Genomic DNA, 19,900 nt, shown 5'->3' on the forward strand with positions numbered 1-19,900 from the left:
CAGCCAAGGTCGCCGATGCTGATGTGGAGGGGCGAACGGAATCCCGGGAACGACAAATCCCCCCTGCCCCCCCTTCGCAAAGGGGGGAACGTTAGGCTCCTGCAGCGCTTCGTGGTGCACCCACGCTACTCCCCGGAATTCCCGGATGAACCTTCCCAAAGGGGGGAACGTGTTCTGGTGCAATGTAGGCCGGAATAAGCGGAGCGTTTCCGGCAGCAAGGCAGGGTCTTAATGCCGGGAACGCCTTCGGCTTATCCCGGCCTACATTATCGGCCTCCGGCGGCGGGGGGAGAGGAGGGTGTGCGTGCCTGTCCCCGCCGCAATTCTTCAGTTTCTCTGGAGAATTTTCCTTGACATAGTGCGACCTTTTCCACTAAAGTGACTCCTTTGCCAGGGATAGCTGCGCGCCCATGTTGGCCGCGCGGATCGCCAGGCAGTTTTTTTCTTCGAAGTTACGACTATTTACGAGATCAAGCGATGTTCTCAGCTCTCTCAGATAAGCTGGACCTGGCCTTCAAGAAACTCCGCGGCCAGGGGGTGATGACCGAGGAAAACCTGAAGGATGCCCTGCGCGAAGTCCGCCTGGCGCTCCTCGAGGCGGACGTGAACTTCAAGGTCGTCCGCGAGTTCCTGGAAAAGGTCCGCACCCGCGCAGTCGGTACCGACGTGCTGCAGAGCCTCACCCCGGGGCAGCAGGTCATCAAGATCGTGCACGACGAGCTCGTCTCCCTCATGGGGGGCGGGGAGGACAACTCCCTCGACCTCGCGGCGAAGCCCCCGGTCTGCCTCATGATGGTCGGCCTCCAGGGTTCCGGGAAGACCACCTCCTGCGGCAAGCTCGCCCGGTACCTGAAGTCGCAGCGCAGGAAGCCGCTTCTCGTCCCCGCCGACGTCTACCGCCCGGCGGCTATCGACCAGCTGAAGATTCTCGGCAAGCAGCTCGGGATCGAGGTTTTCGAGTCGAGCGCGGACCAGAAGCCGCTGGACATCTGCAAGAACGCGGAGCGCTACGCGGCGCTGAACGGCTTCGACACCGTCATCTTCGACACCGCCGGCCGTCACCAGATCGACGACTACCTCATGGAGGAGCTGGAGGGGATCAGGGATACGCTGCAGCCGCGCGAGATCCTCTTCGTTGCCGACGCCATGACCGGCCAGGAGGCGGTGAACGTCGCTTCCGGCTTCAACGAGCGCCTCGGCATCACCGGCGTCATCCTCACGAAGCTCGACGGCGACGCCAAGGGGGGCGCGGCCCTCTCCATCAAGGCGGTCATCGGCAAGCCGGTGAAGTTCGTCGGCCTCGGCGAGAAGATGGACGCGCTCGACGTGTTTCACGCCGACCGCCTCGTCTCCCGCATCCTCGGCATGGGTGATGTCCTCACCCTCATCGAGAAGGCGCAGGCGACGATGGACGAGAAGGAGTCGGAGCGCCTCCAGCAGAAGCTCAAAAAGAGCGGCACCTTCGACCTGAACGACTTCAAGGCCCAGCTTCAGCAGATCAAGAAGATGGGGAGCCTCGAGTCGATCATGGGAATGATCCCCGGCATGGGGAAGATGATGAAGCAGATGCAGGGCGCCCAGCCTTCCGAGAAGGAGATGAAGCGGATCGAGGCGATCATCGACTCCATGACCCAGAAGGAGCGGACGAACATCGGCATCATCAACGGCAGCCGCCGCCTGCGCATCGCCAAGGGGAGCGGCACCTCCGTGCAGGAGGTGAACCAGCTCCTGAAGCGTTTCACCGAGGCGCAGAAGGTGATGAAGCAGCTGCAGAAGATGGGGCCGAAGGGGCTCATGAAGGGACTCGGGAAGGGGATGTTCCCCTTCTAAAGAGATAAAGGTGGGCGCTCCCCGCCAGAGAGTTGTAGAATGTAAAGCGTTCGGAAAAACACCTTTAAAAATAACAGTAGCGGACCGAAAAGGTCCGAGAACACCAGGAGGAAAAGATGTCGATCAAGATCAGGCTCGCTCGCGCCGGCGCAAAGAAGAAGCCCTTTTACCAGGTAGTTGTTGCGGACTGCCGTGCACGCAGGGATGGACGTTTCATCGAGAACGTCGGTACCTACGACCCCAACAAGAACCCGGCCGTGGCAAACCTGTCTGAAGAGAAGACTCTCGAATGGCTCGGCAAGGGCGCCCAGCCCACCGACACGGTTAAGCAGATCCTCAAGAAGGCAGGTATCTGGGAGAAGTACAAGGCCGTCTAAAGATGCAGCTCCGGTCCGCCGGGTATCCCACACTACAGAAGGATATCGACATGAAAGAGCTTGTAGAGACCATTGCCAAAGCGCTTGTAGATGATCCGAGTCAGGTGAGAGCAACCGAGGAGTTTGAGGAAGAAACGACAGTCATCAAGCTCACTGTGGCGAAAGAGGATATGGGGCGGATAATCGGAAAGGAAGGGCGCACGGCGAAGGCCATCCGCACTCTTCTCAATGCTGTTTCTACAAAGGACAACAAGAAGGCGATCCTCAAGATAGTAGAGTAGTGATGTCCAGCAAAACCGTAGTGATCGGCAAAATCCAAGGTACCCACGGGGTCCGGGGGCAACTCCGGGTCATCCCCTTTGCGGGAAGTGCCTCGAGCCTTCTCGCGCTCAAATCGGTCCAGGTGAAGGTCGCCTCCGGGGCGGCCGAAACCTTTCCCGTTGTGAAAGCGCAGCTCCACGGCAATCGGGTGATCCTTTCACTGAAGCCGTTCGACAATATCAACCAGGTGCTGCACCTGGTTGGGGGCGAGATCCTGGCGCTGCGCGAGCAGCTCCCGGAGCTCGAGGAAGACGAATACTACTGGTCGGATCTCCTCGGTCTTCAGGTCTCCACCACAGAGGGGGAGCACCTGGGAGAGCTGGTGGATATCATAGAGACCGGCTCCAACGACGTCTACGTGGTGGCAAAGGACGGGCGCGAGGTGCTGATCCCCGCGCTGGAGGATGTGATCGTTGCGGTGGACATTCCTGCCGGGACGATGACCGTGGCCCTCCCCGAGGGACTCCTCGAGCCATGAGATTCGACATTCTGACGCTCTTCCCGGCGATGTTCGACGGACCGCTGACGGAGAGCATACTGAAGCGGGCTGCGGCCGCGGGACTCATCGAGTTCGGGCTGCACAACATCCGCGACTGGGCCTTCGACAAGCACAGCGTCACCGACGACTACCCGTACGGCGGTGGCGCCGGGATGGTCATGAAGGTCGAGCCGCTGGCCGGCTGCATCGAGGCGGTGAAGAAGGAAAACCCCGCCTCCAGGGTGGTCCTCACCACCCCCTGCGGACGCCCCTTCACGCACTCGGTTGCGCGGGAGCTCGCGCAGGAGCCGGGACTCATCATCATCTGCGGACGGTATGAAGGTGTGGACGAGAGGGTCCGCACCCTTTTTGTCGATGACGAGATCTCGCTGGGGGACTTCGTCCTCACCGGAGGGGAGCTCGCAGCGACGGTGATCGTCGACGCCGTCGCCCGCTTCGTTCCGGGGGTGCTCGGCTGCGACGCCTCGGCCCACGAGGACTCATTCGCCGACGGGCTTCTGGAATATCCGCAGTACACGAGGCCGCCGGAGTTCAGGGGGCTGAAGGTGCCGGACATCCTCCTCTCGGGCAATCACGCGGAGATCGCCAAGTGGCGACGGAAGGAATCGCTCCTGAGGACTCGGGCATGCCGCCCGGAGCTGCTGGACGCGATGGAGCTTTCCGCGGCTGACAAGAAGCTCCTCAACGAGGGGCGAAAATGATGGCCAACGCGCAGAATTTAAGCATCGCTCTGGTCCACTACCCGGTCTACGACAAAAACGGCGACCTGGTGGCGACCGCGGTGACCAATCTGGACATACACGACATAGCCCGTTCCGGCCGCACCTACGGAATCTCGCGCTACTACATCGTGACCCCGGTGGTCGAGCAGCAGAAGCTGGTGGAAAAGATCAGGCTGCACTGGCTCGAGGGGTGGGGCGCCACCTACAATCCGAAGCGGAAGGCGGCGCTGGAGACGATACAGATCGAGAGCTCGATCGCTTTGGCCTTGGCCGACATCGAGAAGCGCACGGGGAAGAGGGCGAAGACGGTCGTGACGGGCGCCGCGGGGCGACCGAACAGTATCAGCTTCAAGGAATTATCCGGTCTCCTGGAGGAGCCTGAGCAGCCGTATCTCTTGCTGCTCGGCACAGGCTGGGGGCTGAGCAAAGAAATCTTTGACCAGAGTGATTACGTGCTGGAGCCGATCAGCGGGGGTGGCGACTACAACCACCTTTCTGTGCGCTCCGCGGCGGCGATCATGCTGGATCGGCTTTTCGGGCGCTAGTTCGAAGTGACACTCTTTGCGCCTCCGGCGTTTTCCGCGGGAGGATAACTGGTACCAGAGGCTTTGTCAGTACGGCTGTTCTGCTAAAGCTCATAACTTCAGGTCTTCGGGCTACAGATAAAGGAGGAAGCGATAAATGAACAAGATTGATTACATCGAAATGGAGCAGATGAAGAAGAACATCCCGCCGTTCCTGCCGGGCGACACCGTCAAGGTGCAGGTAAAGATCGTCGAGGGCGACAAGAGTCGTATCCAGGCGTTCCAGGGCGTGTGCCTCGGCCGTCAGAACGGTGGGATCCGCGAATCCTTCACCGTGCGCAAGATTTCCAACGGCGTTGGCGTCGAGAGGGTGTTCCCGCTGCACTCCCCGTCGATCGAAGGGATCGAAGTTGTGACCCGCGGTCAGGTCCGTCGCGCGAAGCTCTACTACCTGCGCAAGCTGCGTGGCAAGGCTTCGAGGATCAAGGAAAGAAAGTACGTCGCAGGTCAGTAAGTCAGAAAAGCCCCGGAAACGGGGCTTTTTTTTTATCCGGCGCGGTTCTTCCGGGAATTTCGGGGCAGCCTGGGTACATTGCCACGAAGCACTGCAGAAGGCCTAACGTTCCCCCCTTTGCGAAGGGGGGGCAGGGGGGATTTGATCTTCAAGTCTCTAGAACCGCAGCTCGCTTAACAGTCCATCTCGGTTGTCGAACACTAGCGGCAGTCTAAAGATCAACGACATGGGCACCACCTGTTTTTTGCAAACTGGAATCAAATAAAATGGCTTGAGACTACAGCAGTTGCGCACTTTGCAGGACGGTACTGGCCAAAGTGAAATCCCCCCTGTCCCCCCTTCGCAAAGGGGGGGACGCGAGGTCACGTGCGGCGCTTAGTTGCCCGTGACTTGGTCACTTGAGGGGGTCAACTTGAGGGGGTCAGGTCTTGAATTTTAGCCTTTTCGACTGCAGTAACCTTATATTTCAAGACCTGACCCCCGTTGTGTATGGGCGCCTGCTTCCTTGAAAGATAAGGTAACCGCATTCTACCTTGATGTATCGAACACTTTGTTGTACTGTCCACTCCGGAGCGGCCCCTGCAAATATGACGACCCTGAATCTTTTCGACAACTCCCCGACGGACCCCCTGTGGTTCGAGGCCGAGGCGCTGCGCCACGGCTATCGCTACGTCGCGGGGGTCGACGAGGCGGGGCGCGGGCCGCTCGCCGGACCGGTCGTCGCCGCGGCGGTCATCCTTCCAGAGGGGCTCATCCTCGAGGGGGCGGACGATTCCAAGAAGCTCACCGCTGCGAAGCGCGACGAGCTCTTCGATGTCATCATGAAGGAGGCGCTTTCCGTCGGCGTCGGCATCGGCGACCATATCCTCATCGACGACATCAATATCCTCCAGGCCACCCTCAATGCCATGTGCCAGGCGGTGGCTGCCCTCACTCCCGCACCTGATTTCATCCTCATAGACGGGATCTCCAAAATCCCGCTCCCCACGCCGCAGCGTACGATTAAAAAAGGGGACTCCCTCAGCCTCTCCATCTCGGCCGCCTCCATCATCGCGAAGGTTACCCGGGACCGCCTGATGCTCGAGTACGACGCGCTTTACCCCGGCTACGGCTTTGCCGACCACAAGGGGTACGCTGCGGCCTCCCACCTCGACGCCATCGCGAAGCTTGGCCCCTGCCCCATTCATCGCAAGTCATTCTCCGGCGTGAAGGAACATCTCCCGGAAGTGCCGGCTGCTTCCTCCTCTCAAAACCTTCTGCTCGGTGGATTCTATTCTTAATTGCACCAGTTGATGTAAAAGCAGGACATGACAGGCAAATCTGGTAGTGTGTGAAGCGCGACCAACACATACCCCAGGAGGAGCCCGCCATGTCCCACACGCATCTTACAGAAAATGAGCGATATGTCATCAGCCATTTGAAGGTGGCGAAATTTAGCCTTCGCGAAATCGGCCGTAGGCTTGGACGCCATCACACAAGCATCATGCGCGAGATTGCGCGCAACGGCCCGACATACCCCGATGGAGTTTACTGGTACACCTTCACGCATGGCACTGCGCTTAAACGTCGTCACCAGCCCAGGTCTTTCCGGCGGCAGGACAACGCCGATCTGGTCGCTTACGTTGAAGAGAAATTGATGCTGGATTGGCCACCTGAAGCCATTGCCGCCAGGCTCAAAATGGATTTCCCAATGGACCGGGCGATGCGCATCAGTCATGAAACCATCTACCGCTGGATTTACCTAGACGCCAGAGAAGGTGGCGAGCTTCACAAGCATCTTCGCCGTCGGAGGCGGAATCGCCGTAGGCAAACGCGCTACTGCGCAGGACGGCGGTTCATTCCGGGTCGAGTCTCAATTAAGGAGAGGCCGGCAGTAGTTGGTACCAGAGAACGATTTGGGGACTGGGAAGGCGACACGCTGCACGGTGCGAAAGGCGCAGGAAACCTTGCCACGTACGTTGAGCGCAAGAGCCGCTTTTTACTTGCCGCAAGACTCGCAGACAGAAGGGCCGCAACCATGACGGATCATAGCGCGAGGTGCTTCAGCCCTCTGCCCGAGATCCTCTGCCAGACAGTAACCGTTGATAACGGTAGTGAGTTTGCGGAATTCAAAGATCTGGAAACTAAGACAGGGCTTACCGTGTATTTCGCGGATCCTTATGCGTCTTGGCAGCGTGGCACCAATGAGAACACAAACGGCATCTTGCGGCACTACTTTCCGAAGGGGTTCGACTTCAGGACCCTATCAGAGGAAGAAATTCAGCAGGTCGTGAAACAGGTCAACGATCGACCACGAAAGTGCCTCGGCTACCGGACTCCTGCGGAAGTTCTGCGTGCATCATTCGGTGGTGCATTTACAACTTGAATTCACCCTCCTGTAGTCTTCCCCCGGGGTCAGGTCTTGAATTATAAGGTACTGGACAGAGTTCACTGGATTTTGTCCTGCAGACGCACAAGGTTCTTTTCTTTCCATCGCAACCATCGTTGCAGATTTCCTGAAGTTGGCTAAGCTGTTCAAGGCATTGGTCGTCCGACATTGCAGTCACGACTGGCATAGGGGGATAAATGCAGGGAGCAGGCAGCAACCAGTCTCTCGGCGAAATGGGTGAGTCGATTGCAGTGACCTTTTTGAAAGGTGCTGGATTCACCATTGTTGAGAGAAATTTCACCTGTGTCTGTGGTGAACTCGACATAATAGCCAGAGAAGGTCGGACCATAGTTTTTGTGGAGGTCAAATGCCGGAGAAACAGGATCTTTGGTCCTCCTCAGCTGGCGGTGACCCCCTTCAAGCAGCGCCAGATCTCCAAGGCGGCGCTGGTGTGGCTTTCCAAAAAGAAACTGTACGATGCTGAAGCGCGGTTCGATGTCGTCGCCATCGTGCTGCGCAAGGATGACCTGCCGGAAATCGAGCATGTCCGCAACGCCTTTGATCTCGCCTTTGAATGAACCTGGGATGAGAGGGCGAGCCGGCAGCTGCGCCGGGGACTCAAGATGGCCCGGCATTTACTCCCGCGGCAGGCGGGATCACTCCACCCTGGTGAGGTAAAGCGTGCGCATACTGATCGTCCTCTACCGTCTTGCGGTCTCGCTCTGGTTTGGCGGCGCCGCCCTTTTCACCTTCGTCCTTACCCCCACCCTTTTCCGAAACGAGATGAGGGACGTCGCCGGCCGCATCGTGGGGCTCCTCTTCCCCGGGTATTTCCGCTGGGGGCTCGCCTGCGGGGTCGTCGCCCTCATTGCCCGCGCCATTGTCAGGGGGTACTTCCTCACCACCAGCTCCGCGATCATCGTGGTGATGCTCATCCTCTGCTCGGTGCAGGCATTCGTCATCGAGCCGCGCGCGGCGGAATTGAAGCGAAAGATCGGCTCTTTCGAGCAGACCAGCAAGGACGATCCGCTGCGCCAGGAGTTTTCCAAACTGCACGGGGTATCGGCCGGGTGCAACCTCCTCGTCATCGTCGGCGGCGCGACCCTCGTGGCGCTCTTCTGATCCGGCCGCCGCGCGTCTATCGGGCGGTTAGCAGCTAACCAGCCTCCGTAGATGCTACGGAGCAAACCAAGGGGCCACCGGGGAGAGGGGCAGAGTTTGCAATGGGCGGCGGGGTGTGCTAGATTCAACCCCCTATGTCGCCAGGAACTCTTTACATTGTCGCTACTCCGATCGGAAACCTGGAGGACATCACCCTCCGGGCGCTGCGCATCCTCAAGGAAGTAGATCTCATTGCCGCGGAAGATACCCGCCACTCCCGCAAGCTCCTGAGCCACTTCGGGATCTCCAAGCCCCTTACCTCCTACTTCGACCACAACAAGACGCTGAAGGGCGCACAGATCCTCGAGAAGCTGCAGGAAGGGCTCTCCGTGGCGCTCATCACCGATGCCGGCACCCCCTGCATCTCCGACCCCGGATACCAGCTGGTACGCGACGCCGTTGCCGCGGGGATCTCCGTGGTGCCGCTGCCGGGGGCCTGCGCCGCCATTGTTGCCTTGAGCGCGTCCGGTCTCCCCACCGACCACTTCACCTTCGCCGGATTTCTCCCCAACAAGCAGGGGAAGCGAAAGGAGCGGCTGCAGGCGCTCTCGTCGGAGAAGGGGGTGGTGATCTTCTACGAATCACCGAAGCGGGTCGTGGCGTCGCTGCGCGACATGCTGGAGATCCTTGGGGACCGCGAAATCGTGGTAGGGCGTGAGCTCACGAAGATGTTCGAGGAATTCCTGCGCGGGCGCGTCTCCGCGGTCATCGACCAGATTGAGGGGCGTGAGGTGCGCGGCGAGGTGGCGATTCTCGTGTCCGCTGCCGAGGAGGACGTGGAGCAGGAAGCGCCTCCGCTGGAGGATCTGCTGCGTCGCTATCTCGATGAAGGGGTGACCGTGAAGGACGCGGTAAAACGGGTGGTTGCCGAGACAGGACTGCCGAAAGGGGTGGTCTACGCGGAGGCGCTGCGGGTGAAGGGGTAAAGTCAAAAACCCTTTTAAACCGCAAAGACGCAAAGGACGCAAAGGAAGGCTCGTTGACTTGGGGCGGTTTTTCACCGTTCTCAGCAGTCTTCGCGGCCTTTCCCTTCGCGCTCTTTGCGCCTTCGCGGTTCGTTAATGCTTTTGCTTTTCCCTATATCTCGTAGAAACCGAGTGCCGCTCCCTTGAACCGGCTCTCCCAGATCCTTTCCGACCTCTCCATGACGATCCCGTGATCGGGGTTTGCCGCCAGGTGCAGGAGCACCTTGAAAACCGTCTCCGCATCATCGCGCGAGCCGAGCGCCTCGGCACACTCCTCGGCGGTGTATTCCTTCCCTTCCTGCGCGTGCATCAGCTTCACAATCTCTCCCTGCAGCTTCAGCACCGCCTCTGCCGCCTTTTTGCCCGCCTCGACTCCCGGCTGGTGGTAGGCATTGACGTTCACGAGGGTGGCGTAGAAGCCGACGGCACGCTCGTACAGGGCGATGAGCGCTCCGATCGATGCCGGGGAGATCTCCTCCACCGTGATCGTCACCGATTCCCTCCCGTTTTCGTAAAGCGCGCTGCGGGTGCCGAGGAAGAATCCGGTCAGGTAGTCGCCGGTGGTGGCGCCCGGCTCCACCTCCATCGATCTCCCCTCGCGGTCCTTGAGCACCTCTATGAAGGTCACGAAGAAGTTCGCCACACCCTCCCGCAGCTGTTGCACGTAGGCGTGCTGGTCTGTGGACCCCTTGTTCCCGTAGACGCTGATCCCCTGGCGCACGACTTTCCCTTCCAGGTCCTTTTCCTTCCCGAGCGACTCCATGATGAGCTGCTGCAGGTAGCGGGAGAAGAGGAGAAGCCTGTCCTTGTACGGCAGTATCACCATGTCCTTCGCACCGGTGCCGCCGGTGCCGTGATACCAGGAGAGGGCAAGGAGCGCGGCGGGGTTCTTCTTCGTGTCCGGCTGCCGCGTGATGCGGTCGCACAGGCGGGCACCTTCCAGCAGCTCCTCGATATTCACCCCCTGCAGCGCTGCAGGGAGAAGGCCGACCGCCGAGGTGACGGAGGTTCTGCCCCCTACCCAGTCCCACATCGGAAACCGCGCGAGCCACCCCTCCTGCGATGCGGTCTGGTCGAGTTCGCTCCCGACCCCTGTGATGGCGACGGCATAGCGGGGGAAATCGAGTCCGGCCCAGGTGAAGGCTTTCTTCGCCTCTAGCATCCCGTTTCTCGTCTCCTTCGTGCCGCCGCTTTTCGATATCACCACCACCAGCGTTTCCCGCAACGCATCGCCGAGTTCCGAGACCACCCGGTCCATCCCGTCGGGATCGGTGTTGTCGAAGAAGTAGGGACGCATCTTGTCGACCGTCCCTCCCAGGCTGTCCGCCACGAACTGGGGCCCCAGCGCGGAGCCGCCGATGCCGATCACCAGGAGACGGCTGAAGCGCGAGCCTCCGGGCGCTGTGACGGAGCCGCTGTGCACGCTCTCGACAAAGGAGCGGATCCTCGTGACGGTGGACTGGATCTCTGCGGCGAGCTCACCATCTGGCGCGAGTTCGGGCGCTCTCAGCCAATAGTGTCCTACCATGCGGCGCTCGTCCGGATTGGCGATACCTCCCCCCTCCAGAAGCGACATGGCCCGATACGCCTCCTGCATGCGCGGCTCCATTTCGGAAACGAAGCTGTCAGAAAAATTCATGCGACTTGTATCAAGGATGAGGCCGAGGTCACTGCATGCGCAGAGGCGCTCTTTGTAGCGCGCCCAGAGGGTCAGCTTATCCATGGTGGCTCCTTTTGTCGGATTGGATGTGACAGTAGGTCGGTGGGGCACAACTGCAGGTGGATCGCTTGAGACAGTGCGCGGGCAGACCCTGCCCGATCGACACGGGGCATAGTAGCACAGATTAGTGGTTATTCAAGTGAAGTGATAGCCCAATGCCATTCCTGGCAGAAGCACGCTCAATGCACCCCCCCATAACTCCCTTACCTCTTTTGAACATAGCGAGAGAAATGTTGTGCAGCAGGTGAACATCGCACGGCACGTTGGAGGGTGACCCGGGTCACACCCCTCTTTGCAAACTCCCGACAATACAACGCTTTTAAGGAACATTTTCCGATGGTACGGCTGTTGTAATAACACCGGCAATGGAAAAGAAAGTGGCGACCACGCCGAGAGGGGTTTCCGAAGAGGAGCCCCCGGATGGCTCAGCACAAAACGCAAGTGCGGGCGCTGCATCACGAATAGAGCGGATCAAGGAGGGTGTCATGGGATACAGATGCCGTGATGCAAAAGAGATGGCCGGAAACTCGGCGTTCCGTTGCGTTGAGGTGGTCCTGGTCAAGAAAGCGGGAGTCACGGAGCTTGAGGCCCCGGCCGAGGTGCTGGTGGTGGACAACCATTGGGACACGCTGCGCTACGTACAGGAAAACATGGACCAGTTCGTCTCCAACATGGTGCGGATGAAAAAGCTGGACGCAGCGAAAATATCGGAGGCAGACGCCAACATCGACGCGAGCGCCCGCCTCTTCGAGAAGAATCTCGGTCCCCTTTTTGTCCTCATCTCCGCGATGGCGAAGACGCATGTCATGGACAAGCTCTCCGGGTCGCTCAAAAAGGCGCTCCTTTTGATGGCCATGGAGCGCTACAACTGTGACATGGAGAGCATCTGCCGCGCCCTCGGGCTCACGCGGATGAAGCTCGACCGGGAGCTCAGCCGCTGCGGCCTGCTCCAGTTCGAGCCGGAGTCGGCTGCGGCCGTCGAGTGACTTTCCTCTCCCCGGCTCCCACGAATCGGGGGGCTTCGCCCCTGGCGACGGGGGCTCCAACCCGGCAGGACCCTCCCCATCGGGGTGAGGCGCTACTGAGAGTTGAGGTGGGAGGACGGGGTCGCAAAAAGGGCTCGACCCCCGCCTCAAAAGCCTCTGCAGCGGCGCTTCCTCCCCCCCACCACTCGCAGAAACCTCGGAAATGCCTTGAATTGTAGTGCGGGATTTGTTACAGTGCGCCGTCACTCCGGAGTGAATACACCATCGCGGACCATGCGCAATTTACTTGCGAGTTCCCCGCTCCCTACGCCCATTTTTCCGGCGCCCGGCGGTTCAGCCAGTCTAAGATTCGAGGCATGTTTATGGATGCAGCGCTTGCCCTCATTGGGGAAGACCTGAAGAATGTGGAATTGCAGTTTAAGAAGGACCTGCAGTCGGACGTACCGCTGATTCGCAAGGTGGGGGAGTATGTGCTTTCCAGTGGCGGAAAGCGCATCAGACCGGCCCTCCTTCTCCTCTCCGCGCAGCTTTGCGGCTACTTCGGCGAGCGCAGCGTTCCCCTTGCCAGCGTCGTCGAGTTCATCCACACCGCAACCCTTCTTCATGACGACGTCGTAGACAATGCGAACCTGAGAAGGGGCCTCGCCTCCGCCAACACCCTCTGGGGTAACGAGGCGTCCGTGCTCGTCGGCGATTTCCTCTTTTCCAAGTCCTTCTCCCTCATGGTCGCGGACGGCGACCTGCGGATCCTGAAGGCGCTCGCCGATGCCACCACCATCATCTCCGAAGGGGAAGTGCTGCAGCTCGTCTGCACCTCCGACCTCGACATCACCGTAGAGCGCTACCTTGAAGTCGTGCGCTGCAAGACGGCTATCCTCCTGTCGGCTGCCTGCGAAGTCGGCGCCATTCTCGGCGAGGTCTCGCCGGAACTGCGCCAGAATATAACGGATTACGGGATGGAACTCGGGGTCGCCTTCCAGCTCATGGACGACATCCTCGACTACACCGCCACCGAGGAGCAGTTTGGCAAGAGTATCGGCCACGACCTCGAGGAAGGAAAGATCACCCTCCCGCTGATCCACACCCTCAAGTGCTGCACCGCCGACGAGCGCGAGGTGATCGGGGGGATCGTGGAAAAGGACCTCCTCTCCGACGAGGACTTCGCCCAGGTCTTCGGCCTGGTGCACCGCTACGGCGGGATCGAGCACACCATAGAGGCCGCCCGCGGCCACGTGGCGCAGTGCAAGAAGCACCTGGAGGCGTTCCCGCCGTCTCCCGCCCGCGACGCCCTGGCGGAGCTGGCAGAATACGTCGTTACCCGCGCTAAATAACAGCAGCCGTTCCGTTATTTAACTGCCGTTGCCAATATTGGCACGAAATTTAGAGGGGCTCCCTGGCGCCGGCGCGGCCGGTCGGGGAGCCCCTCTTTCTATCTAACCATCCTTTCCCCTTGGCATCCTTACCATTTCCCTCTTCTCTCGCCGGGAAATCTGCAGCGCCCCCAATCTCTGGACCATTTTTTGCTATCTTAAGCGCCGTACAAGATTAGCACTGTGGAGGCTGGTGTGGGCGACGAGACGCGGATTCATTCATCCAATCTGGAACTGAACGGGGAAACCTTTACCATAGAGGTCTTCAGCAGCGCTTCAGGGCGCTTCTTTGCCAAAACGTGCCTTGGGGAGGGGGATGTCATTATCACGGACGGATCGACCCCCCATGACGTGCTGAAAAAGCATGAGGACCTCCTTCCGCTGGCGGTGGGGACCCGGGAAATCACCCAGAGCTACCTCGGGCTCCCGGTTCGGGGGAGAAGACTGAGGGCATAGCAGCGGCTGCCACACCCTCACCTACCTTACTCGTAACCGTTGCAGATGACCTCGAGGTGCCCGTCGTTGGGGCAGAATATGAGGCCATGCACCGGCACGTCACGCGGAATGAGGGGGCTGTCCCGGATGATTCCCACCACGCGGGAGACGTTCTCTTCCGGGCAGGAAAAGGCCCCGATCCACTGACCGAGCTCGGGGACCAGGGCGTCGATGGCGCTCTCCTCGATGCCGCGCGCCGTCATCCTCCCCCTCAGCGAGTCTATATCCACATCAGCCATGCCGCAGTCGCGGTGTCCGATCACGAAGATCTCCTCCACCCCCAGCATGAAAACCGCCGCCACGAGGCTGCGTATCACCCCGCCGTTCGGGTCGATGACGGTATTCCCCGCATTCTTTATCACCTTGGCGTCGCCTCGGCTGATCCCCATCGCCGGCTCCAGGAAGTCGACGAGCCTGGTATCCATGCAGGTGAAGATGGCGAACTGTTTTTGCGGGTTCTTCGGGAGCGGGGGGAACGCTCCCGGGCGGACAAACTTGCTGTTTGCCTCCAGTATTCTCTCGAGCAGCGTATCCGACATATGGTGTCGATCTCCTTTTCTTTTCTTCGTGTAGCAGCCGCCACAGGCGGCTGTCCGGCCGGTCAAAATTATCATTAAGGGTGAAATCTTACCACTCTTTTTCTGTCCTTCCGGAAGTTCCCGAGATCACAGCGGAGCATGACCGTAGGTACGTTCCAACGAAGCGCCGCACGAGACCTCACGTCCCCCCCCTTTTTGTGGAGGCTCATCCGGGAATTCCGGGGAAGCTGGGTACATAGCTCAAAGCACTGCAGAAGGCGTAACGTTCCCCCCTTCGCGAAGGGTCTTCCGGGAATTCTGGGGAACGTGCTACAAAGAATCCGGGTGCCCCCACGCTGGAGCGTAGGCATCTTGCCTGCGATGGCGGCGCAGCCGCCACAGACCGCGCGGCTGGCGCCGCGGTACAGGCTGGGAAGCCTGTGCTCCAGCGCGGCGCCACTAGTGTCCCCTCACGTCAACGGAAGCGACCGGGCTGAATTCCCGGAATTCCCGGATGAACCTTCAGGAAGGGGGGGCAGGGGGGATTTGATCTTCAACTCTCCTCCAGAACCGCACCCCGTTTAACAGTACATCTCGGTCGTCTCGAACCGCAGTGCTGCCACAGCCTCAAGATCAACATCAACGAGATAGGCCCCACCACTTTTTGCAAAGCGGAATCAAACAAACTGCTTGAGACCACAGCAGTTGCGCACTTTGCAGGACGGTCCTGGCCAAGCCAAATCCCCCCTGTCCCCCCTTCGCAAAGGGGGGGACGCGAGGCCTCGTGCGTCCTTCATAGGAACATACTGCGGCTCCTCCGGACTTCCCGGATGGACCTTCGCATAGGGGGAACGCAAAGGCCACTCCCCTCGAATTGGCGTGCACCTCGTCTCCTCAGCTTCCCCTGGGAGAAGGAAGTAGAGTCGGCCCCATTCTTCCAGCCACGAGGCCGCTCCGCCCCTGCGCCCCGCGCAAACAAATGGGTTGTGCTGTCCTGACAAATAGGTTAAAAATTGCTGCAAGAGATACTGCACAGTTAGGACGACGATGCCCCAGAAAATTCTCATTGTGGATGACGACAGTTCCTTTCGCCGGGTCCTCGAATACAACCTGCAGCAGGAAGGGTATGAGGTCCATACAGCCGCCGACGGCGAGAAGGGGCTCGCACTCTTTGGCGAACTCAATCCCCCCCTGGTCATCACCGACCTGAAGATGCCCGGGATGAGCGGGTTTCAGCTCCTCTCGGCGGTGAAGGAGCGCTCTCCAGCCACCGTGGTGATAGTCCTTACCGCCTTCGGCGCGATCGATACGGCGGTGGAGGCGATGAAGCTCGGCGCCTTCGACTATCTCACCAAGCCGGTGAACCGCGAAGAGCTGAAGCTCACGGTGGCAAAGGGGCTGCAGCTTCAGGGGCTCTCGGAGGAGAACCGGCTGCTCAAGCAGGAGCTCTCCGAGAAGGTCGACTTCAGGAACATCGTCGGCATCTCCAAGGCTATGGAGTCTGTTTTCGCAGTTGTGCGCAAGGTCGCGGACACAGAGGCCACCGTCCTTATCACCGGGGAGTCGGGAACGGGGAAGGAGCTCGTCGCCCGCGCCATCCATGCAGGCTCCTCCCGGCGCAATGCCCCCTTTGTGGCGGTAAACTGCGCCGCCATCCCCCGCGACCTCCTGGAGAGCGAACTCTTCGGCCACCTGAAGGGGGCCTTCACCGGGGCGATCCGGGACAAGGCGGGGAAGTTCCAGCTCGCAGAGGGGGGCACCATCTTTCTCGACGAGGTCGGCGACCTCCCCCTCGATCTCCAGCCAAAGCTCCTGCGCGTGCTGCAGGAGCGGGTCGTGGAGCCGGTGGGGGGGCGCGGCGAGGAAAAGCTGGACGTTCGCGTCCTCGCAGCAACGAACGCCGAACTGGAGCAGTCGATCGCGCAGGGAAAATTCCGTGAGGACCTCTTCTACCGCCTCTCGGTGATCCCCCTGGAGCTCCCCCCCCTGCGGCAGAGGCCCGAGGACATCGAGCTCCTCGTGCGCTACTTCACCTCCAAGTACGGCGGCGAAGGGGTGACCTTCTCGCGCGATGCGCTGGAAGAGCTGCAGCGCTACAGCTGGCCTGGAAACGTGCGGGAGCTGGAAAATACGGTCGAGCGCCTTCTCATCATGAGAAACGGCAACGTGATAGGGAGAGAGGAGCTGCCGGAGAAGATCACTGCGTCACCGGTGAAGACGGAGGGGAATCGCCTCCCGCCGGGGGGATATTCGCTGGAGCAGCTGGAGATGGAGGTGGTCCTCGAGGCGCTGGAGCGCAACGGCTGGAACCAGACCGCTGCGGCGCGTTTCCTGAGGATTCCGCGTCACACCCTTATTTACCGCATGGAGAAGTACAATATAATGCAGCAGGGGAGGAAAAAATGAAGCTTTGGTGGATCCGGGCGCTCTTTTGCGTCACGCTGGCGCTTTCCGGTTGTTCACGCAGCGAGGCCCCCGCTATCGAAGGTAACGCGGCGCCGGACTTCACGCTGAAGGACCTGAGCGGGCGCGACGTCTCCCTTTCCTCCCTGAAGGGGAAGGTGGTGCTGGTGAATTTCTGGGCGACCTGGTGCCCCCCCTGCCGCGAGGAGATCCCCTCCATGGTGCGGCTCAACAAGGGGATGGACGGTCAGCCGTTCCAGATGCTGGCAATATCGGTGAATGACGGAGGGAAGAAGGAAGTTGACCCCTTCCTGAAAGACTCGAACACCGTCCTCCCGGTCCTGCTGGACGCGGACCAGAAGGTCGCCAAACGGTACGGCACGACGGGGGTGCCGGAGACTTTCGTCGTGGACAAGAAGGGTATCATAGTAAAGAAGGTTATCGGGCCGTTGGAGTGGGACAGACCAGAGGTGGTGGGAGCGCTGAAGGAGCTCGCCGCGAAGTAGCGGGGAGCCTGCGGCCGGTACGGACGGGAGGGGAGCATGCCAGGAAACGAAATAACCATGATCGGGGCGTTTATCGCCGGGCTCCTCTCTTTTCTCTCGCCGTGCGTGCTCCCGCTTATCCCGTCCTACATCACCTATCTTACCGGCCTCTCCTTTGCCGACCTGCAGGCTGAGCACCCCACCCACAAGGTGAGGCAGCAGACGGTGCTGCACTCTCTCCTCTTCATCGCCGGCTTCACCTTTGTCTTCGTGCTCCTCGGTGTCTCCGCGACCCTCATCGGCGGTTTCCTGCAGTCGCACATGACGGCTATCCGCAGGGCAGGCGGGGTGCTGATCGTCCTCTTCGGGGCGCACGTCAGCGGAGTGCTCAACATCGGGTCGCTCTTGGGGGAAAAGCGACTGACGATCCACCGCAAGCCGGCGGGGTATACCGGGAGCTTTCTCGTGGGGATCGCCTTTGCCGCCGGATGGACCCCCTGCATCGGACCGGTCCTCGCATCGATCCTCATGGTCGCCGCCACGGAGGAGACGGTGACGCGCGGAGTCGTACTCCTTCTCGCCTACTCCATGGGTCTTGCCATTCCCTTTTTCCTCTCCGCTCTCGCCATGCACCAGTTCCTGGTGCTTTTCGCCCGCTTCAAGCGGTACATACGCCTCTTCGAGATCATCACCGGTATCTTCCTGATGATCGTGGGGGTGCTCCTCTTTACCAATTACCTGACCATTTTCAGCAGATACATGAGCTCCTTGTACGGCGAGTAGCGCCGCAGGAGGAAGATCCCGGCCGCTGCACGAATCGCAGCTTCATCGATCTGGAAGAAAGGAGACGCGGTGGGGCAGCCAAGGATGGTGATACAGCTGGCAGTGGCTGATCTCGGGGCGACGCAGGCTTTTTACGAGGGGATCCTCGACATGCCGGTGGAGCGCGCCCTGACCCCTCCCGGTGCGCCGGAGCATCTGGTGATGGAGTGGGAGGGGGCACAGGTAATCTTCGTCGAGGAGGCGGACGTGTTGAGGGCCCATCCGGTGCTGATCGACCGCCTCACCAGCTTTCCGAAAGGGGTGGGGATGACGCTGCACCTGACGGTAACCGGGATCGAGGAGATTTATCTCGCCCTGCAGGAGGAGGAACTCGATCTCCTGTATCTCCTGGAGAAAAAGCCGTACGGCACGCTGGAATTGTGGTGTTTTGACCCGGACGGATATCTGGTCGTGCTGGAGGAGAGGGTAGGGGGGGAACGAAGGGGCGGCGGAGCCCGCTGAAGAGAGGCTCATCGGGGGTGGCACGAGGCCTCGCGTCCCCCCCTTTGCGAAGGGTCTTCCGGGAATTCTGGGGAACGCGCTACAAAGAATTCGGGTGCCCCCACGCTGGAGCGTAGGCATCTTGCCTGCGATGGCGGCGCAGCCGCCACAGACCGCGCGGCTGGCGCCGCGGTACAGGCTGGGAAGCCTGTGCTCCAGCGCGGCGCCACTAGTGTCCCCTCACGTCAACGGAAGGGACCGGGCTGAATTCCCGGAATTCCTGGATGAACCTTCGCAAAGGGGGGAACATTTGGCCTTCTGCAGTGCTTCGTGGCAATGTACCTACGCTCCCCCGGAATTCTCGGATGAGCCTGAAAAAAGGGGACAGAGAAAGGGGACAGGCTGCAGAAAAAACAGCCTGTCCCCTTTGGTTTTTCCACTCCTCCGCGCGATAGCGCGGGGGGCGGGGGCTACGGTGCGCTGAGGGAAATGACGCTGCTTCCCTCTCCGCCGGGATTTTGTACCTGCAGCCTGTGCTCCTTCGCCGTCGGATCGTAGGGGTAGCGCTGGTAGATGAGCTGCTCGCATCCGATATAGATTACCCTGTCACGGTCCCCCACCGCCGGCCTCCCCGAACCGACCTTGTCGCCATCGACCACGAGGACGGAGTCGCTGGTGAAGTTCCTGCCGCTGATGATCAGCTCGTAGAAGTTCACGAAGTCGTTCCCGACGGTGATGTTGAAGATCTCCGGCTTTCCCTCTATGTAGAGGGCGGCGGACCCCGATACCGCCTCCGAAGGGTTCTTTACCTGCACCTGATGCAGCCCCCCTGCGACGCCGGGGGCTGTGAACGATATGGAGTCGGACGAAATGAAGCGGGTGCCGATCGCTCCGCCGTCGAAGATGACCTGGCTCCCCGGTAAGAAGTTCTTGCCGAGCACCGTCACCTCACGTTCGCGCCCCCTCGCGCACTGGTACACCGTCTCCGGGGTGAGCCCCGCGACGACCGGCTTCAACGGCTGGATCAGGAAGTTGTACGGCTTGCTCGTGGAGCCGTCCTCCCGCTTCAGGAAGAGGGCGTAGAGCCCCGGCGCCAGATCCGGTATGTCCACCGAGAGGAGCTTCGGGTTGATGACCCGGGTGGGGAGTTGAGAGCTGCCGAGGAAGGCGACCGTGCGGTCGGTGAATCCCGTTCCGCTCATGGTGACGGTCATACCCGGCTCCGCCTGGGCCGGGATTATGCTCAGTACCGCGATCGCAGGAAGCTTTTCGGCGCCCCCCTTTTTGGCGGTCTGGGCGTGTGCTGCCGGGATGGTGAGGGAAAGGAAAAGGGTGACGAGGACGGCACTCAGGCGATGCATGCTGGTTCTCCTCCTGTC

The 19,900-nt window shown here is 60.5% G+C and carries 22 protein-coding genes; 19 read left to right on the plus strand and 3 right to left on the minus strand.

Going from position 1 to position 19,900, the window contains the following annotated elements:
• The first annotated feature begins 477 nt into the window (after window positions 1-477).
• The 12 genes from ffh (at window position 478) to rsmI (ending at window position 9,242) form a co-directional block, all read left to right on the plus strand.
• A complete protein-coding gene (gene ffh / locus LPW11_RS11075; protein WP_230998187.1) occupies window positions 478-1,830 on the plus strand; it encodes a signal recognition particle protein in 1,353 nt (450 codons plus the stop codon).
• A gap of 116 nt (window positions 1,831-1,946) precedes the next feature.
• Window positions 1,947-2,207, plus strand: a complete 261-nt coding sequence (gene rpsP / locus LPW11_RS11080; RefSeq protein ID WP_230998188.1) for a 30S ribosomal protein S16 — start codon at window positions 1,947-1,949, stop codon at window positions 2,205-2,207.
• A 50-nt stretch (window positions 2,208-2,257) separates the two neighbouring features.
• Window positions 2,258-2,488, plus strand: a complete 231-nt coding sequence (locus tag LPW11_RS11085; RefSeq protein ID WP_230998189.1) for a KH domain-containing protein — start codon at window positions 2,258-2,260, stop codon at window positions 2,486-2,488.
• A 2-nt stretch (window positions 2,489-2,490) separates the two neighbouring features.
• On the plus strand, window positions 2,491-3,006 hold the full coding sequence (rimM, locus tag LPW11_RS11090) for a ribosome maturation factor RimM (protein ID WP_230998190.1): 516 nt from the start codon (window positions 2,491-2,493) through the stop codon (window positions 3,004-3,006).
• Entirely contained in the window at window positions 3,003-3,728 is a 726-nt protein-coding gene (gene trmD / locus LPW11_RS11095) for a tRNA (guanosine(37)-N1)-methyltransferase TrmD (protein WP_230998191.1), read from the plus strand. The genes rimM and trmD overlap by 4 nt, the downstream gene beginning before the upstream one ends.
• Window positions 3,728-4,294: an RNA methyltransferase gene (locus LPW11_RS11100; RefSeq protein WP_230998275.1), complete on the plus strand. Its 567-nt coding sequence runs from the start codon at window positions 3,728-3,730 to the stop codon at window positions 4,292-4,294. The genes trmD and LPW11_RS11100 overlap by 1 nt, the downstream gene beginning before the upstream one ends.
• A gap of 136 nt (window positions 4,295-4,430) precedes the next feature.
• A complete protein-coding gene (gene rplS / locus LPW11_RS11105) occupies window positions 4,431-4,787 on the plus strand; it encodes a 50S ribosomal protein L19 (RefSeq protein ID WP_230998192.1) in 357 nt (118 codons plus the stop codon).
• 587 nt (window positions 4,788-5,374) lie between these two features.
• The gene (locus tag LPW11_RS11110; RefSeq protein ID WP_230998193.1) at window positions 5,375-6,067 is read left to right on the plus strand and encodes a ribonuclease HII; all 693 of its coding nucleotides are present in this window, start codon (window positions 5,375-5,377) and stop codon (window positions 6,065-6,067) included.
• Between the two features lie 89 nt (window positions 6,068-6,156).
• Complete coding sequence (locus tag LPW11_RS11115; RefSeq protein ID WP_230994357.1) at window positions 6,157-7,152, plus strand: IS30 family transposase; 996 nt, start codon at window positions 6,157-6,159, stop codon at window positions 7,150-7,152.
• 200 nt (window positions 7,153-7,352) lie between these two features.
• Entirely contained in the window at window positions 7,353-7,733 is a 381-nt protein-coding gene (locus LPW11_RS11120) for a YraN family protein (protein ID WP_230998194.1), read from the plus strand.
• Window positions 7,734-7,836: 103 nt separating this feature from the next.
• Window positions 7,837-8,277: a DUF4149 domain-containing protein gene (locus LPW11_RS11125; protein ID WP_230998195.1), complete on the plus strand. Its 441-nt coding sequence runs from the start codon at window positions 7,837-7,839 to the stop codon at window positions 8,275-8,277.
• Window positions 8,278-8,411: 134 nt separating this feature from the next.
• Window positions 8,412-9,242, plus strand: coding sequence for a 16S rRNA (cytidine(1402)-2'-O)-methyltransferase (gene rsmI / locus LPW11_RS11130; RefSeq protein ID WP_230998196.1), 831 nt, complete (start codon window positions 8,412-8,414; stop codon window positions 9,240-9,242).
• Window positions 9,243-9,393: 151 nt separating this feature from the next.
• On the opposite strand, the gene LPW11_RS11135 is transcribed toward rsmI, so the two are convergent.
• On the minus strand, window positions 9,394-11,004 hold the full coding sequence (locus LPW11_RS11135; protein WP_230998197.1) for a glucose-6-phosphate isomerase: 1,611 nt from the start codon (window positions 11,002-11,004) through the stop codon (window positions 9,394-9,396).
• Between the two features lie 482 nt (window positions 11,005-11,486).
• Between LPW11_RS11135 and LPW11_RS11140 the strand changes: the two genes are divergently transcribed.
• The 3 genes from LPW11_RS11140 (at window position 11,487) to LPW11_RS11150 (ending at window position 13,813) form a co-directional block, all read left to right on the plus strand.
• Window positions 11,487-11,987 carry a hypothetical protein gene (locus tag LPW11_RS11140; RefSeq protein WP_230998198.1) on the plus strand — a complete coding sequence of 167 codons (501 nt, stop codon included), beginning with the start codon at window positions 11,487-11,489 and terminating at the stop codon, window positions 11,985-11,987.
• A 362-nt stretch (window positions 11,988-12,349) separates the two neighbouring features.
• Window positions 12,350-13,318 (plus strand): polyprenyl synthetase family protein, encoded by a 969-nt coding sequence (locus LPW11_RS11145; protein WP_230998199.1) that lies wholly within the window; start codon window positions 12,350-12,352, stop codon window positions 13,316-13,318.
• Window positions 13,319-13,552: 234 nt separating this feature from the next.
• Window positions 13,553-13,813, plus strand: a complete 261-nt coding sequence (locus LPW11_RS11150) for a hypothetical protein (protein WP_230998200.1) — start codon at window positions 13,553-13,555, stop codon at window positions 13,811-13,813.
• A 26-nt stretch (window positions 13,814-13,839) separates the two neighbouring features.
• Here the strand turns inward: LPW11_RS11150 and LPW11_RS11155 are convergent, their stop codons facing one another.
• Window positions 13,840-14,391, minus strand: coding sequence for a beta-class carbonic anhydrase (locus LPW11_RS11155; RefSeq protein ID WP_230998201.1), 552 nt, complete (start codon window positions 14,389-14,391; stop codon window positions 13,840-13,842).
• A 1,026-nt stretch (window positions 14,392-15,417) separates the two neighbouring features.
• Between LPW11_RS11155 and LPW11_RS11160 the strand changes: the two genes are divergently transcribed.
• The 4 genes from LPW11_RS11160 to LPW11_RS11175 all read left to right on the plus strand — a co-directional run bounded on the left by LPW11_RS11160 (window position 15,418) and on the right by LPW11_RS11175 (window position 18,542).
• Window positions 15,418-16,776, plus strand: a complete 1,359-nt coding sequence (locus LPW11_RS11160) for a sigma-54-dependent transcriptional regulator (RefSeq protein ID WP_230998202.1) — start codon at window positions 15,418-15,420, stop codon at window positions 16,774-16,776.
• Window positions 16,773-17,279 (plus strand): TlpA disulfide reductase family protein, encoded by a 507-nt coding sequence (locus tag LPW11_RS11165; protein ID WP_230998203.1) that lies wholly within the window; start codon window positions 16,773-16,775, stop codon window positions 17,277-17,279. Before LPW11_RS11160 ends, LPW11_RS11165 begins: the two co-directional genes overlap by 4 nt.
• A 36-nt stretch (window positions 17,280-17,315) precedes the next feature.
• Window positions 17,316-18,041: a cytochrome c biogenesis CcdA family protein gene (locus tag LPW11_RS11170; RefSeq protein WP_230998204.1), complete on the plus strand. Its 726-nt coding sequence runs from the start codon at window positions 17,316-17,318 to the stop codon at window positions 18,039-18,041.
• 84 nt (window positions 18,042-18,125) lie between these two features.
• On the plus strand, window positions 18,126-18,542 hold the full coding sequence (locus tag LPW11_RS11175; RefSeq protein ID WP_230998276.1) for a VOC family protein: 417 nt from the start codon (window positions 18,126-18,128) through the stop codon (window positions 18,540-18,542).
• A gap of 449 nt (window positions 18,543-18,991) precedes the next feature.
• Here LPW11_RS11175 and LPW11_RS11180 read toward each other — a convergent pair whose 3' ends face one another.
• Window positions 18,992-19,882 (minus strand): IPT/TIG domain-containing protein, encoded by an 891-nt coding sequence (locus LPW11_RS11180; protein WP_230998205.1) that lies wholly within the window; start codon window positions 19,880-19,882, stop codon window positions 18,992-18,994.
• Window positions 19,883-19,900: the final 18 nt, after the last annotated feature.

Origin of the sequence: Geomonas sp. RF6, from assembly GCF_021044625.1 — a bacterium.
Classification (GTDB): Bacteria; Desulfobacterota; Desulfuromonadia; order Geobacterales; family Geobacteraceae; genus RF6.